Origin of the sequence: Alcaligenes faecalis (genome assembly GCF_005311025.1) — a bacterium.
Lineage (GTDB): Bacteria > Pseudomonadota > Gammaproteobacteria > Burkholderiales > Burkholderiaceae_B > Alcaligenes > Alcaligenes phenolicus.
Map to the genome: position 1 here is coordinate 3,311,955 of NZ_CP031747.1, position 15,437 is coordinate 3,327,391.

General features: G+C 56.3%; 15 protein-coding genes. 3 read left to right on the forward strand and 12 right to left on the reverse strand.

Annotated features, from left to right (window positions below):
* Positions 1-14: 14 nt before the first annotated feature.
* The 4 genes from phbB to D0C27_RS15265 form a co-directional block, all read right to left on the reverse strand.
* Entirely contained in the window at positions 15-752 is a 738-nt protein-coding gene (gene phbB / locus D0C27_RS15250; protein WP_088450794.1) for an acetoacetyl-CoA reductase, read from the reverse strand.
* A gap of 124 nt (positions 753-876) precedes the next feature.
* On the reverse strand, positions 877-2,508 hold the full coding sequence (locus D0C27_RS15255) for a PHA/PHB synthase family protein (RefSeq protein ID WP_060185736.1): 1,632 nt from the start codon (positions 2,506-2,508) through the stop codon (positions 877-879).
* Positions 2,509-2,650: 142 nt separating this feature from the next.
* Positions 2,651-3,418: a peptidoglycan editing factor PgeF gene (gene pgeF / locus D0C27_RS15260; protein WP_137431260.1), complete on the reverse strand. Its 768-nt coding sequence runs from the start codon at positions 3,416-3,418 to the stop codon at positions 2,651-2,653.
* Complete coding sequence (locus tag D0C27_RS15265) at positions 3,400-4,365, reverse strand: RluA family pseudouridine synthase (protein WP_137431261.1); 966 nt, start codon at positions 4,363-4,365, stop codon at positions 3,400-3,402. The genes pgeF and D0C27_RS15265 overlap by 19 nt, the downstream gene beginning before the upstream one ends.
* Positions 4,366-4,481: 116 nt before the next feature.
* Between D0C27_RS15265 and D0C27_RS15270 the strand changes: the two genes are divergently transcribed.
* Positions 4,482-5,258: an outer membrane protein assembly factor BamD gene (locus tag D0C27_RS15270; protein ID WP_035271413.1), complete on the forward strand. Its 777-nt coding sequence runs from the start codon at positions 4,482-4,484 to the stop codon at positions 5,256-5,258.
* 253 nt (positions 5,259-5,511) lie between these two features.
* On the opposite strand, the gene D0C27_RS15275 is transcribed toward D0C27_RS15270, so the two are convergent.
* The 7 genes from D0C27_RS15275 to D0C27_RS15310 form a co-directional block, all read right to left on the reverse strand.
* Positions 5,512-6,192 carry a TetR/AcrR family transcriptional regulator gene (locus tag D0C27_RS15275; protein ID WP_052362930.1) on the reverse strand — a complete coding sequence of 227 codons (681 nt, stop codon included), beginning with the start codon at positions 6,190-6,192 and terminating at the stop codon, positions 5,512-5,514.
* Positions 6,193-6,243: 51 nt separating this feature from the next.
* A complete protein-coding gene (locus D0C27_RS15280) occupies positions 6,244-7,539 on the reverse strand; it encodes a TRAP transporter large permease (RefSeq protein ID WP_137431262.1) in 1,296 nt (431 codons plus the stop codon).
* Between the two features lie 2 nt (positions 7,540-7,541).
* Positions 7,542-8,048, reverse strand: a complete 507-nt coding sequence (locus tag D0C27_RS15285; RefSeq protein WP_060185734.1) for a TRAP transporter small permease — start codon at positions 8,046-8,048, stop codon at positions 7,542-7,544.
* Between the two features lie 20 nt (positions 8,049-8,068).
* A complete protein-coding gene (dctP, locus tag D0C27_RS15290; protein ID WP_035270797.1) occupies positions 8,069-9,061 on the reverse strand; it encodes a TRAP transporter substrate-binding protein DctP in 993 nt (330 codons plus the stop codon).
* Positions 9,062-9,109: 48 nt separating this feature from the next.
* Positions 9,110-10,435, reverse strand: a complete 1,326-nt coding sequence (locus tag D0C27_RS15295; RefSeq protein ID WP_137431263.1) for an NAD(P)/FAD-dependent oxidoreductase — start codon at positions 10,433-10,435, stop codon at positions 9,110-9,112.
* A complete protein-coding gene (locus D0C27_RS15300; RefSeq protein WP_240688263.1) occupies positions 10,432-10,797 on the reverse strand; it encodes an ethanolamine utilization protein EutQ in 366 nt (121 codons plus the stop codon). The genes D0C27_RS15295 and D0C27_RS15300 overlap by 4 nt, the downstream gene beginning before the upstream one ends.
* A gap of 357 nt (positions 10,798-11,154) precedes the next feature.
* The gene (locus tag D0C27_RS15310; protein WP_137431264.1) at positions 11,155-12,042 is read right to left on the reverse strand and encodes an NmrA/HSCARG family protein; all 888 of its coding nucleotides are present in this window, start codon (positions 12,040-12,042) and stop codon (positions 11,155-11,157) included.
* An 89-nt stretch (positions 12,043-12,131) separates the two neighbouring features.
* Here D0C27_RS15310 and D0C27_RS15315 point away from each other — a divergent pair, with 89 nt between their 5' ends.
* Both D0C27_RS15315 and D0C27_RS15320 read left to right on the forward strand, forming a co-directional pair.
* Positions 12,132-12,545, forward strand: coding sequence for a winged helix-turn-helix transcriptional regulator (locus tag D0C27_RS15315; RefSeq protein WP_137431265.1), 414 nt, complete (start codon positions 12,132-12,134; stop codon positions 12,543-12,545).
* Between the two features lie 245 nt (positions 12,546-12,790).
* Entirely contained in the window at positions 12,791-13,270 is a 480-nt protein-coding gene (locus tag D0C27_RS15320) for a hypothetical protein (protein ID WP_060185730.1), read from the forward strand.
* A 20-nt stretch (positions 13,271-13,290) separates the two neighbouring features.
* Here D0C27_RS15320 and D0C27_RS15325 read toward each other — a convergent pair whose 3' ends face one another.
* Positions 13,291-15,345, reverse strand: coding sequence for an ATP-dependent DNA helicase (locus D0C27_RS15325; RefSeq protein WP_083054001.1), 2,055 nt, complete (start codon positions 15,343-15,345; stop codon positions 13,291-13,293).
* Positions 15,346-15,437 lie beyond the last annotated feature (92 nt).

Sequence of the window (15,437 nt, forward strand, 5' to 3'; positions counted from 1 at the left end):
CACTGCAACAAGCCTTAGCTCATGTGCAAGCCACCGTTCAAGGAGAAATCCGCACCCGTGGCAAAGCCGGAATCACCCGAGGCCAGCCAGGCCACCATGGAGCCAATTTCATCCGGTGTACCCAAACGGCCGACTGGAATGGTCGCCACGATTTTCTCCAGAACGTCGGGGCGAATCGCACGCACCATGTCCGTACCAATATAACCGGGGGAAATAGTATTGACCGTCACCCCCTTATTGGCAACCTCCTGGGCAAGAGCCATGGTAAAGCCATGGATCCCGGCTTTAGCCGTGGAGTAGTTGGTCTGGCCAAACTGCCCTTTCTGCCCGTTTACTGAACTGATGTTGATGATGCGGCCCCATTGGCGCTCTACCATGCCATCAATAACTTGTTTGGTCACGTTGAACAGGCTGTTCAGGTTGGTGTCGATTACCGCACGCCAGTCTTCCTGGCTCATTTTACGGAAGGTACCGTCGCGTGTAATCCCGGCATTATTGACCAGCACGTCCACACGACCAAACTCGGCAAAGACCTTTTTAAACGTCTCAACGGTCGAGTCCCAGTCTGCTACGTTGCCCACCGAAGCATGAAATGTGTAGCCCAGCTCGGCCTGCTCACCCAACCATTTCTGAAAATCACGGTTGGGGCCGCAGCCTGCAATAACGGTAAAACCGTCTTTGGCCAGACGCTGACAAATGACTGTCCCTATCCCTCCCATACCACCAGTTACGTAAGCTACTTTGCTGCTCATATACTTCTCCTGAAAGGGGTGACAAAGCTCGATCCCTGGGCCGGCCCGGGCAATGAAAAAGCCTGGCGTCGGGATAATGGAAGCAGGCAGACCGCCCTGCTCCCGAAACCTGAAAAATTGAAAATTAACTGGCGCGCACTTTCACATAACTGCCGGGCGCATCCTCCAGCACGGGATAACGCGCATGGCCCAGACGACGTTTTGCGCGACGCCGCGTACCCGACAAGGGTGCAAGCCACGCAATCCAATCGGACCACCAGCTACCAGGTACGGACTGAGCCCGCTCCATATACTGCTGGGCATCCAGCGTGGCGACTGGCTCGCCATCTTGCAGCACCCAGTAATTACGGCGCTGCTTGGCAGGCGGATTGATCACGCCTGCGATATGGCCCGAGGCCCCCAGCACAAAACGATGCTGAGCCGCAGGCAGTGCCTGCAAGGACGCATAGGCCGACTGCCAGGGCACGATATGGTCTTCTTTCGAGCCATACAGGTACACAGGCAAATCCAGTTGGCTCAGGTCGGCGCGGTGCGCCCCCACGGGGACACCACCTTTTTGAACCAGACGATTTTCCAGATAGGTATTGCGCAAATACCAGGTAAAGAAAGGACCGGGCAAATGGGTGCCGTCGGAGTTCCAGTACAGCAAGTCAAAGGCAGGTGGTTTTTTACCCTGCAAGTAGTTACTGTTCACATAGTTCCAAACCAGCTCGGCGGGGCGCAGGAAAGAAAAGGTACTGGCCAGCTCACGGGCATTGAGCAATCCGCCCTGCCCCAACTGCCACTCCCGAAACGCAACCTGTGCTTCGTCGATAAAGACATTCAGCATGCCCACGTCGGTGAAATCCAACATGGTGGTCAGCAAGGTCATGGAAGCGGCTGGGTCCTGACCTTTATCGCGTGCCAGTGCCAAAGCGCTGGCCAGCAAGGTGCCACCGATACAAAAGCCCAGCGTATTGATTTTTTCCTGGCCCGACAGCTCCTGGCTGACACGAATCGCCTCCAGCACGCCCTGCTCCAGATAATCCTGCCAACTCAGTGCATGGATATGGGCCGCGTCATTCGGCTGGGGATTGCGCCAGGACATCAGGTATACCGTCAGCCCCTGATCCAGAGCGTGGCGCACAAAGGAATTCTCCGGCTGCAGGTCCAGAATGTAGAACTTATTAATGCAAGGCGGCACGATCAGCAAGGGCACGGCATGGACCATGCTGGTAGTAGGTGCGTATTGAATCAGTTGAAAAATATCGTTCTGGAACACCACGGCACCGGGGGTGGTACCCACGTTTTGCCCCAGTTGAAACTGGCTTTCATCCGTTTGTGTCAGACGGCCTTTTTGCCAGTCGTCCATAAAATTGGACATCCCTTCCAGCACGGACTGGCCGCCCGTATCCATCATGGTTTGCAGGGCCTGGGGGTTGAGCATCAAATAGTTGCTGGGCGACATGGCCTCAGCCCACTGCATCATGGAAAAGCTCAGGCGCTCACGCTGCGCGGCTTCCAGCTCCATCGAGTCCAGCATCTCGTTCATGGCCTGAACGCTAAGCTGCCAGATATGGGCGTTGAACAAGGCGGTGGGATTGCTCTGCCAGGCGGCATCCGCAAACCGGCGATCCTGGGGAGGTGGCAAGGCACCGCGCTGGGCCTGGTCCCACAACTCCTGCCACTGTTGCATATAACGAGCTTGCAGTTCAGCACAGCGGGTGGCATCGATCGGTTTGCCAAAACCTTGAAAAGCTCTGTTGTTACTCGACATCTGCCACCTGTAAACGAATTGCAAATACGCTTAGAGCATGACGTTCGTAACAAAAGCAGTCAATTGGGGTAATTAATTAGGCTGGCACGCCAATAGACGGAATTAAAGATTCCATATCGTATTTAATACGATCAAAAAACCGTTAAAGCAGGTTCAAGCGAGCAATGGTGGCTTGTCGGCCGGTCAAGGGCGAGCGCCGGTAGGAATAAAACAATCCATTCTCTTGAAACGTACACAAGCCACTTAAGTGCACGGTCATTTTTCCAGGGCTTAATTTTTCCAAACGGTGGCGGGCAATACCGGGCAAATCCGCCTGCCATTTTCCAGGACGCTTTCCCTGAATAAAAAAGGCGGCCAATTCCGGCTCATCCTGAACATAGACATCAAAGACCTCCTGCCCGACTTCGAAGTGCTCCTGACTGATTGCCGGACCAATCCAGGCTTGCCAGGATTGCGCCTGGGGACAACGGGCGGCCATCGCCTGCCAGGTACGCTCCAGGACTCCGGCTTGCAGACCACGCCAACCGGCATGGGCCACACCCAAGACCTGAGATTGCTTGTCCCAGATCACCACCGGCAGGCAATCAGCGGTCAGAATAGCCAGGGTACGATCCCGGCGTGTAGTGATGGCAGCATCAAACTCTCTGGGCACGGCAGGCAACACATCCTGATCCGCATCCAGCACGTCTGTGCCGTGCACCTGTGCCAGCCAGACTGGCTCCGAGCCCAGGAAGTCCGCCAGCCGCTGGCGATTTACCTGCACCCGCTCCGGATCGTCACCGGTATTCAGGCCCAGATTCAGGCTGTCACGCTCGTCCTGACTGACGCCCCCAGCCCGAGTCGTACAGAAATAAAGCAGCCCCGCTTGTTCGGGGCCGCTAACACCCGGAATCAGCTTTGAGTGTGCCATTCAATCGCCTCTGCAACAGACTGATAGTCAGACGCTGGCTCCGCCGAGAAGCGACGGCGCTCGCCCGTATCGGGATCATCAAACTCCAGCACATGGGCATGCAGCATTTGGCGCTGCGCCCCCGCGACAACGCGACCACCATATAAGGTATCGGCCAGCAAAGGATGCTTGATTGAGCTCAGGTGGACACGAATCTGGTGGGTACGCCCTGTCTCCAGTCGGCAAGCCACCTCGGTCACCGCTTCCTCGCCTGCATAACCCTGACGCAACATTTGATAATGCGTTACAGCATGCTTGGGAGCGACGGACGGCCCAGTACTCATGCGCACTGGCACGCGCAAATCGCGTCCAATCGGCTCATCGACCGAGCCCTGGCCCGGCAAGACGCCATGGACCAACGCCAGATACTGGCGTCCCATGCTACGCTCTTGCAGTTGTCGGACAAAGTGAGTTTGTGCGACTTCCGTGCGGGCCACGACCAGCAAGCCGGAAGTGTCTTTGTCCAGCCGGTGTACAACACCGGCACGGGGTACCTGACGCAGATGGGGGAAGCGAAACAGCAAACCATTGAGCAAGGTGCCACGCCAGTTACCCGCGCCAGGATGCGTGACCAGACCCACTGGCTTGTTAACCACCAGCCAGGAGTCGCTTTGAGCCACAATCTCGAAGTCCACGTCATCAGGTTCGAAGGCCATGTCTTCTGGGGCCTGCTGCGCCCAGACCAGCACGGTATCACCGGGGTAAACCGTATGCTTGACCTTGACGGCCTGGCCGTTGACGAGAACATGCCCACTCTCGACCCAGGACTGTAGACGGCTGCGCGAATGCTGTGGCAGTAAACGCGCTAACGTCTTGTCCAGACGATCGGGAGACGCAGTGATGGGAAGGATAAAACGCAGTGCGTCGGAAGAAACAACACTATCTTTTTCAGTATCTGTGTCAGGCATGGCGACAAATCATATAATTGAGCAGCAATGCTAACACCAAGGACGCTTTTGTGACTCGCCTGAACCTGAACTTGCCACGTATTCGTGGTACCAAGCTGGCCCACGTAGCCGCATTAATGCTGGCTGCCACTTTGCTTGCTGGCTGCGGCACTACCAAAAAAGAAGTTGACCCCACCTCGGGTTGGACCGCCGAGCGCCTGTATAAAGACGCCCGTGAAGAAATGTCCGCCGGCAACTGGAAAGACGCGCGTACCCGCCTGGAAGCCGTCGAGTCCCGCTACCCCTTTGGCACGTACGCACAGCAATCGCTGATCGACCAAGCCTATATCAACTGGAAAGACGAAGAGCCTGCCAAAGCCCTGGCCGCTATCGACCGCTTCCAGAAGCAATACCCCAGCCACCCCGGTACCGACTACATGCTGTACCTGAAAGGGCTGATCTCCTTTACACCTCCTAGCGCTGCCCTGTCCAACATTACCCAACAGGACCCCAGCGAGCGTGACCCCAAAGGTCTGCGTGAATCCTACGAAGCCTTTAACGATCTGCTGCAACGCTACCCCAATAGCCGTTACGCACCGGATGCCGCCAAGCGTTTGACCTGGCTGGTCAGCACCATCGCCCAGAACGAAGTACACGTAGCCGAGTACTACTACAAGCGTGGCGCTTACGTGGCTGCTGTGAACCGTGCGCAAACCGTGATTACGGACTTCAAGGGCGTGCCTATTGCTGAACGCGCGCTGTACTTGATGTACCTGTCCTACGACAAGATGGGTCAAACCGAGCTGCGTGACACCACCAAACGCGTGATGGATCAGAACTTCCCGGACTCCACCTACTTCAAGGACGGTCTGGATGCCAAGGTTAACTACTGGAACCCGATTAACTGGTTCTAAACCTTGAAGCAAAGCAGCACAAAACACAGGCTGCTTTTGTGAAGCGACAATAAAACGCCTCACAGAACTTAGTCAAAAAAAGGCCGAATCCCATACAGGATTCGGCCTTTTTAGTTTTCCGGCTTCAAGCTGATATTCCTTACCAGTCTGCTCTGCCCTGCTCATCAAAACAGTAACGACAAGTCAGGTAGATCCTTAGCCTGCAGCCATCTAAACACACCCCGCCCCCACAGGCTCCAGAGCCTCCTGAATATCACCCCACCTTCTTGGCATTGTCCTTTTGCACGCTATACATACGCTCTGCAAAAGCCTTGGCCTTGGCTGGGTCCAGGGGCTGGCCTCCCAGAATCTTCATGGTGTCGTCCAGATACACCATGCGGTCTTCCAGCTCTTCCTGCAGGCCAATCAGGTAATAGCCAATCTGACAAAAGTACGTCGTCCGGGCTCGGGTCTGGGCTTCAATCTCTTCCAGACCCATACGCTGAAAGAAATTGGCCAAGGCATTCATGCAGGCCTTGTCCGCCCGCGCGACGGCCTGACGCACTCGCTCGGAGCGCCTTGCCCAATCCCGCATGGCCATATCCAGGCCCGGCTCAAAACGGGACACATCCAGCCAAGTGGAGAACAGGGACAACATGCCATCTTGCAGATTGTCCACATTCTCCAGCGCCAGCATGGTGGAGCGCATATTCTTTTGTTCCCAGAAACCGACCAGCCCATCCAGCAGATCGTCCCTGTCCTTGAAATGCCAATAAAAACTGCCTCGCGTGACGGCCATGACCTGCGCCAGGCGAGTGATGCGCACCGCCTCCACGCCTTCCTGCATAAACAGGCGAATGGCCGCCTCCAGCCAGTCCGCCCGCGTCAAATGCACATTGGGCTCGGTCAGCGCGCCGGCCTGGGCCACACGTTCAATCAATTCCTTATCGCTCATATCGCCTGCTTGTAGAGTCGCTTTAGTCGCCAAAGTATACCGGCGCTCCTCTTATAACAGGCCCAGCATTCGTGGAAACGCCAAGGAAACAGCGGGCACGAAGGTGGTGATCAATTGAATCGGAATAGCCACAAACACGATCATGGCGATGGCCGGGCCAAAGGAACGATGTACCGTCACCTTGCTGATACGGCAGGACATGTACAGCACAGGTGCCATCGGCGGGCTGTTGGAACCCACAATCACCGCACACGCCACAATCGCGGCAAACTGTATCGGATTGACATCGGCCACGCCCACCAAAGGCAGCAGCAAGGGAGCCACCACCACGGTCAAGGACACATCGTCAATAATCATGCCCACCAGAATCAGGAACACATTGACCATCAAGAGAATGCCGATGGGGCTATCCACCAGACCCGTCACAAAGGCGGTCAAGTCCTGTGGCACACCTTGCGCAACCAAAATACGGCCGATCAGAAAGGAGAACAGCAAGATCAGGATAACGGTGCCCGTAGTCTCTGCCGTACGTACGAAGCTGTCGCGCAGCTTGCTTAGGGTCAGTTCACGATACACAAAACAGCCGATGCCAATCACCAGCACAACCGCCACCGCCGCAGCTTCCGTGGGTGTGAATACGCCCCCGTAAATACCACCCAGAATCAAGGCGGGAATACACAAGGCGGGCACGGCATAAAGCAAGGTCTTGAGGGAAGAACGACGGGATTGCTCATCAGCAGGCTGTGCAGGCAACTCCTTGAACCAGCGTCCAGCCACCACATAGTTGAACAGCGTCAGCCCGACCATCAACAGAATCCCTGGCCCGATCGTGGCTGCAAAACACGCCACTACCGACTGCTGCGTCACCACCGCGAACAGAATCATGGTGATGGACGGCGGAATCAGAATCCCCAGCAAAGAGGAAATCCCCAGCAAGGCCGCCGAGTACTGACGCGGATAACCGCGCTGCTCCATGGGATCGACCAGAATGGTGCCAATGGACGCTACCGCCGCCGAGGCCGTACCCGAAATCGCCCCGAACACCCCGGAAGCCAGCACCATGCTGGCCCCCATGCCACCACGACGATTCTTGACCAGCATTTCGGCAAAACCCACCAAACGGTGCGCAATCCCGCCTGCCTGCATCAAGTATCCCGCCATGATGAACAAAGGCAAAGCCAGCAGAACCAGAGAGTTCAAGGAACGGAAACCTTGCAGCATCAAGGTGTTCAAGTTGACGTCATACACCAGCGTCAACATCAGCAGCGTGCCCGCAAAGGACCAGGCCACCGGCACCCCGACACCCAGCAGAAACAAGAGCAAGAGAACAGAAAATCCGGCATGCATAATCAATGGCCCCCATGGCGCAAGGCCATCAAAGACTGATAAACATCGCGCAAGGCATAGATCAGGCTACCGGCGGCGTTCAGACCAATAGCGGCTTGCGGCACCCAGACAGGAATTCCCAGCTCGGCCATCGTGGTCGAGAACCGGGAACCCCACATGAACATGCGCAAGGTCCAATAGGCAAAAGCCACCACAATGATCAGTACCAGTACGGACACGATGAAACGATGGATAGCACGCGCCCCTGGGGTCTTCAAACGATGCGACAGGTAATCCACCACCAGATGCTGACGGGACTGGCTGGCAATCAAGGCCCCCGTCATATACAGCCAGATCGCCGCCACCATCACAATGGTGTGCACACCGGCTGCCGGCCAATTCAGGTAATAACGTGCGGCCACCACATAGGCCAAACCTGCCGCCACCACAACGCTGGACGCAATGGCCAGCCATTCCAGGGCGATCAGGGTCGGCCCTCGCTTGATCAGAAAGTCCTCACTCACAGTCATACTCCCTTGTTCCAAGGTGTTCACTTGAGAGCCGAGGCGTTTTTCTCGATATGGGCCATGATGCTGTCGCCCACTTCAGCGTGCATCGCAGGCCAGACCTTGGCACGCACATGGGTGCCCAAAGCAGCCAGTTGATCCTTGTCGAGCTCAAGGTAGGTTTTACCCAGCGCTTTCCACTTCTCCACAATGGCCGCGTCCGCTACCTGGGCCTTGGAAAACTGATCTTGCATGATGGTGATGGCCGAGGTCTGGATCACTTCCTGCTGCTCGGGCGTCAAGGCTTCCCAGGCTTCCAGGTTCATGGACAGCACACCGGTAATGAACTGCTGCTTGCTGCGCACGTAGTAATCCAGCGTGTCGCGGAAATATTCGTAGTCGTAATAAATGACGTTGGCTGCATCGCCATCCACCACGCCGGTCTGAATGGACGTAAACACTTCGCCCCAGTCAATGGCTGCCGTTTGGTAACCCATGGCTTGCACGGACTGCTGCATCATGGAGATCGGGGGGACACGTACCTTGATGTTCCTGGCGTCCTCTACCGTCACCGCATGTTTGCCTTTAGTGGCGACGCCATTGAATCCTTCAGGCCAGGCACCGAAGAACTTCAAGCCGTTCTCTTTGTAGATACCGTCCAGCGTTTCATTCAACCAGCCACCGGGCTGGTACGCGGCCAAGGCTTCTTCCCAGGTGGTGAACATGTAGGGCGTGTAGATCACCGCAATGCGCTTGTCGTAGGAAGTCATGGGCCAGTTCAGCATCAACTGCACATCACCGGCTACATGCTGGTCGAACACCTCTTCCTGACCACCCAACTGGTTTTGATAGAAAACGCGTGGCGACACCGCGCCTTGCGTACCCTCTTTGATCAGCGCAGCCCATTTCTCGATTGCATCACCGCTAGGCGAGCCTTGCGCGCCCGAGTCCGTTGCAATGCGCATGGTCTGTGCGGACACGGTGGCCGCGCTCAGGCTGAACATCACCGTCAGCAAGGTCTTGCTCAAAAGCTTCATAACTCCTCCTGGGTATGTCTTTTAAATTTATTGTTCAAACGTCGGCTATCAGGCTTCCGCCCGGTGCCGCCATAACTCCCAGCCCAAACGGGCCCGGACACCCACATCCAGAAACGGACGTGGCGGCAAGGCATCGGGTTGCCCCAAAGCCTGCATATCGGCAATCAAGGGATTGTCCACACCGCAAGCCAGATCGGCGACCAACATGCCGGAAATCGTGCCCTTGGTCAGACCCACCCCGTTCTGACACACCGCGGAATACACATGCGGTGCCACCTGCCCAAAGCCTGGGGAACCATTACGGGACAAGCAGATAAAGCCGGTCCAGGTGTGCTCCATTTCCACGTTTTTCAGATTCGGGAAACGCTCGTCAAACAGGGTTTTGTGCTCAATGCGCACGCGGCGGCGGCTTTCATCATCACTGCGCAAATTGGGCGCGTAAGTCATGTGCTGACGAATCAGAATGCGCTGGTCATTGGTGCGACGCATGGTAATGCCCACAAAGGCATTGGCGGGGGTCAAACCCCAGCTGGGCAAACCACCCAATTCGCGCTGCTCGCTTTCTGTCAGGCAACGGGTCAGGCTTGCATGAGCCGCCATCGGCATCAGCTTGCCGCTGTAGAAACCGAACTGCTCGGCGAACACATTCACGGCCAGAATCATCTTGCCTGCACGAACCTTGCCACCGGGGGTTTCCAGCGTGACACCGTCGCCTTGCTGCAAGGACAGCACGGGCGTTTTTTCGTAGACGGTAACGTTGGGAGGCATATTGTCGGCCAGACCACGCGACAGACCCGCCGGGTTCAGCAACACCGTACCGGGGGTGTAAATGCCTGTGCGGAAATGCGTGAACCCCAGCTTGTCGTGCAAGGCTTTGCCGTCCAGCCACTCATGCGGTTCCTTCAAGGACTCCAGCACCTGCAGCGTAGGCTTCAAGGTTGTGCGTACGCCTTCCTCCGAAACCGCTGCGTGGAATTTCCCGATGGGGCTCCAGTCGCACTCGATACCGTAACGCTCGACCTGGGTTCTTAAATAAGCAATCGCGGTACGCGCCAGGCGCACATGCGAGCGGGCGGCGTCCAGTTCGCCCATGGAACTGCCGACGTTATGAGGGCTATCAATCGCAAAGCCGGAGTTTCGGCCTTGAGCGCCCTCGCCCACCAGATCGGCCTCCAGCACCACGATGCTGTCACCGGGGCGGTTCTCTGCCAGGCGACGGGCAGCGGCCAAACCGGCCAGGCCACCGCCGACAATCACCCAATCAGCCTGCACGTCTTTGGCCAAAGCGGGCTTGGGAGTACGGGGAGCCAGGAGCCGACTCCACCCATTTGTCTTGTCGTTCTCCGGCAGACGCGTAATTTTCTTGATGCTCATGCCGCCGTCCGTGCGCTAGCCCAGTTGCTGGGATGCAGGCAGTAATGGATCAGAGCAGATTCTGCTTCATAGATCAGGGGCGTGCCCGCTGGCAACCACACACAATCACGTGGACCGGCTTCCAGAATGCCCTGCGGCGTATGAATGCGCATGCTGCCCTCGATCACCGTCACGACCTCGTCGTACAACACGGTCCATTCAATGCGGGCCTGGTTCAAGCGTGCATACCCCGCCCCCAAGGGCGTCCCATCCTCCTCACCCACGATTTCCGCCAACTGCGCCATCTCCGGTTTTTCCTGTCTGGGCTGAAAGACCAAATCGTCAAAACGTATTACTCGCGGCAAAGTTTTTTCTGTTGTCATGTGGATCACCAAACACAAGTGGTTTTAGAACATACATAGTTGTATGTTGTGATGGTAATGAGCCGAATTTGACGCGTCAATGCGTGGAGAGATGGGGATTACCCTGCGTTCCAGGCGGGAGAGCTTTATATTTAAATAATTAAATTAGCCTTGTGACGGGCTCTGCAAGCAGGGAGCTTCGTAGCGCTTTGGGCTGTTTTTAGCAGGCTTATTGATAAGAAAAATAGCGCATGACAGTGGCGACTATTCAACAAGCAGTCGCTAAGACGCAGGAATGAAATGGAGTTCTTCAGCCACAGCCAGAAAGCACGGAAGATGGCGAGACTCCATCTGCGCACATTCCTTCGCAAAGCCTATCTACGCCTGTTTTCTGCGCAACGCTTCTTCCAGCTTTTCACGCCCTTCTCCCATCAGCCAAGAACGCAGCGAGACAAGTTCAGGATTGATTTCTCGCATCAGACCGAGGTCCACCTGTTCTGCAAGAGGGCCATCCTCCAGACTTGACGCCATATGCCCCAAATCGGCGTTGGCAGCTAATACTTCATCAGGGAATCGGGCATAAGTGATAGAGCGACCTGCGGCTTCAGAAAAGGCGGCCTCCAGCTCCTGGCCGGTCACACGATCACTGGCGATCTTCAAGGCCATCCCGGCAAAACGTGCCCTGTCCGCAAACAGGGCGGCAACGATTTTCCCTATGTCTTGCACCGCAGTGAGTTGGATCGAATGATCACGGTGTATCAGAGAAACCAACCGCCCTTCCTCCAGGCCAAAGCCCGGCCGCACAAGCATCTCCATGAAGATCATGGGACGGATGATGGTTGCAGTCAGCGGCAGTTCGCGAATATGTGCCTCAATAAGAGGCTTGGCATCAAAGCGCGCAACACCTGTCAGTTTGTCCCCAGCGCTAGCCCCCGAGGAATAGATGAAATGCTCGACGCCATTTTTTGCCGCCAGATCAGCAAGACGTGTGCCATAACAAACCTCCTCTTCTGCTGATAGGTTCGCAGGCATCACGCTAAATACGCCATACACATCCTTCATGGCCGACGCGATAAGATTGGCATCGTCCAATGCCCCTTGCACGAGTTCAGCGCCTGCTTCCCGCAGAGCGATTGAAGCCGGTTTGGATGGAGATTGCACAAAAGCGCAGACAGGCCAGTGAGCCTCCAGAAGTGCTTTGGCCACCGATCCACCTTGCCGGCCTGTGGCTCCGAAAACCAGAATGGGACGATGTACTTTATTCATGATTCAGCTCGAAAAAAAGAGAATGTCGTATTCTTTCCTCGATATCTGAATTGCGGAAGACGGCACTTTTTTGAACCTCAGGCACAGAAATGAAACCCATAGATCCAGCAGAGTCGGATGCTCTCAAGGAGAAACCCGACAGCGACTCATCCTTCCAGCCAATTCCATTGAATGGAGTCTGCACACGCCTTGGTGACAAATGGACCGTGCAGGTCATCTGGCGCCTTGCCATCGCGGGTGATCGTAGACTGCGATTTTCCGAAATCAAGCGTGAGGTGGAAGGAATCACACAGCGCATGCTGACGCTAACACTGCGAAACCTGGAACGAGATGGCTTGGTAGAACGCCATTATTTTCCCGAGGTGCCCCCTCGTGTGGAATATGAACTGACGGAGATGGGGAAAAACATGCTCGATGCGCTGAAAGGCATCAATGTGTGGGTCAAAGAGAACCTTCCGCGTATACAGGAATCACGTCAAACGTACGATGCCAAAAAGCCTTGATGTAGAACGGAGAACGACGCGAAATTGAAGTCCAAGCTTATGATGCTGCGACTTTATACAATGTCGTGCCCCGTGCCTGGTACTGTGCAGCACCTAGCTCAAAACTCCACCGTGGCAAGCAATGGCTGAAACCTGTCCTAAGTTGTTGGCCCGTAAGACCCACTACTCCGCTTCCCGACGTCACAAGAACATGAAAACAGACATTTTCCAATGTCCAAGAATGCCCCTTTCATAAAACATACTCCATGAACCACGAACAAGCAGAAACACGGGTACTCGAAGCCATTCCTGTACTGGCAAAGGATCAAAGCATTGAGGAGTGCATCGCTCAACTGCAAGCCAGCGGCCTGTCTGAAGTCCGTGCGACCAAGCTTTGCGTGATGATTCCCGAAGCCTTCGGGCTGGCACTGGCCTGGCGCCTGGGTGCAGCACTGCCTGATGAAGAGCAGATGTTTGATGTGCACAATCGCGCAGGCGAGACGGTTCAGGTCCCCATGCTGGGCCAGCATGTGTTTTCCGTCGCGCTGGCAATGGCGGTAGCGGTGCTCAAAAAAGGCTGGTTTACGCCTATCACTCGGGAAGCGTTTGAGGCAGTCAGCAATCGCAGTGCCGTCATGTCCGTTCTTCAGCAGATAGAGGGCAGTCTGGAAGGCGCTAGCACACCCAGCCTGTTCTTATGGGGCCTGGTGGCAGAGGACATCGTCGCAGACGAGTCCTTACCCTAGTTTTAATAGACGGAATACGCTCAAGCCTGCTCCGAGCTGTCGTTCAGCTCCACATCACTGACCTGAGCGCTCTGCCGCTTCGCTTTCTGCTCCCGCAGAAACGCCAAGGCACGGGCAGGATCACGCGTACGGGCAAAGGGCGGCAAACCACGCCACAGCAATTTGCCGTAGGGCTTCTCGACAATACGGGTGTCGCCCACCATCAGCACGCCCCAGTCGCGCTCGGTACGAATCAGACGCCCTGCCCCTTGCTTCAAGGCAATGGCGGCTTCGGGCAACTGGTATTCCATGAAGGGATTACCCCCCCTGTCCTTGCACTCCTTGATACGCGCTTCCAGCACCGGATCATCCGGCGGAGCAAAGGGCAGCTTGTCGATAGCCACCAGCGTCAAGGCATCACCGGGCAGGTCAATCCCTTCCCAGAAGCTGGCGCTCCCCACCAAAACCGCATTACCACGGGCACGGAACTCGTCCAGCAGAACTTGCCGTGAACGCTCCCCTTGGCGCAGCACATTGCGTTCGATGTCTTCCCGATCAAATCGGTCCCGCAGCATATCTGCAATCCGCTCGACCGAGCGCAAGGTGGTACAGAGCACCAGCACACCACCCTGACCCGCCTTGATCAGCGGAATGAGCGCATCCACGAAGGCCTGATTGAAGTTGGGATGGCTAGGAAGCGGCAAGGTGCTGGGGACGTAGAACAGCGCCTGATTCGGATAGTCGAACGGCGAAGCCCAGGCTTCGGTGCGAGCATCAAACAAACCCAGTTGACGCTTGAAGTGATTGAAATCACCATGCACCGACAAGGTGGCCGAGGTCAGCACCCAGGACTGCTCCTTGCCTCGGTAGCGCGAGAAAATCTTGGCGACCGACAAAGGCGCGCTATGCAAGCGCAGATAATGCTGCCCACTTTCTACCCAACGCACGAACTCGTCGGGCTGGTCTTCGTCTTTTTCGCTTTCTGGCAAATAGGCGTGGCGGCCCTGACGGTCCGGCTGGCTCCATTGGAACAAGCGCGCACGTAACTCCAAGGCGCTTTTATGCGCCGCCGTCAGATCAGGATGGCGCTCAGCCACCATGGCCAGCATCTTGATGACCTTGTCGAAGGTCTCCAGCAAATTCTCCAACGCTTCATCAAACAGCTCGGGCTCGGGCAAGGCCTGAAAAGTGGCACGGCCACCTTGAGCGGCCAGCGACGCGGTGCGCAAATGCAAATCCCGAGCCGCTTGCTCCAGCTTGCGCGCCACCTGACTCCAGTCCACGGTCTCGCGCGCCTGGGCCAGACCCGCCGCTTCTATCTGACGACACAAATCCGTCAATTGATACAAGGACACGCTACTACCCAGAAAACGGGTGGCCACGTCGGGCAGTTGGTGTGCCTCGTCAAACACCACCAGATCCACGCTAGGCAGCAAATCCGTCACACCCTCTTCGCGCAAGGCCAGGTCCGCCATGAATAGAGCATGGTTCACCACTACTACATCCGCATCCTGGGCATGACGGCGCGCCTTCATCACAAAGCAGTCGCGCACAAAGGGGCAATCCTGTCCCAGGCAGTTATCGCGTGTGGAAGTGACTCGGTGCCAAATATCCGCGTCCTCCGGGACTTCGGCCAACTCACCCTTGTCGCCGCTACGGCTGCGTTCAGTAAAAAGCTGGATGGCCCGCAGATAAGCAATTTCCGCACGGGACTTCAGGGCTCGATCATCCTGACCCAATCGTTCCAAATGGTAATGACAAACGTAGTTGCTGCGCCCCTTGAGCAAGGCCACATCCACCGGCAAGGCCAGCGCTTTACGCAGGTGGGGAATATCCCGACGGAACAATTGATCCTGCAAGGTACGCGTTCCGGTCGAAACCAGCGCTTTGCCACCTTGCATGAACACAGGCACCAGATAGGCCCAGGTCTTGCCCGTGCCTGTGCCCGCCTCGGCAATCAATACGCCGGACTCGGCGACCGTCTCGCTGATGGCTTGGGCCAGCTCCAGCTGAGCCTGCCGCGGACGATAGTGCGAGACAGACTCTGCCAGAGGGCCTTGGGGAGAAAAGATATCGGAATAATCCTGCAACAACATGGGGCAAAACCGCTCAGGGAGAGGTGACGAATGACAGAACTGTCTACAATCACAGTGGAATACATACAAGATGATACCTGCCAATTCTGGGT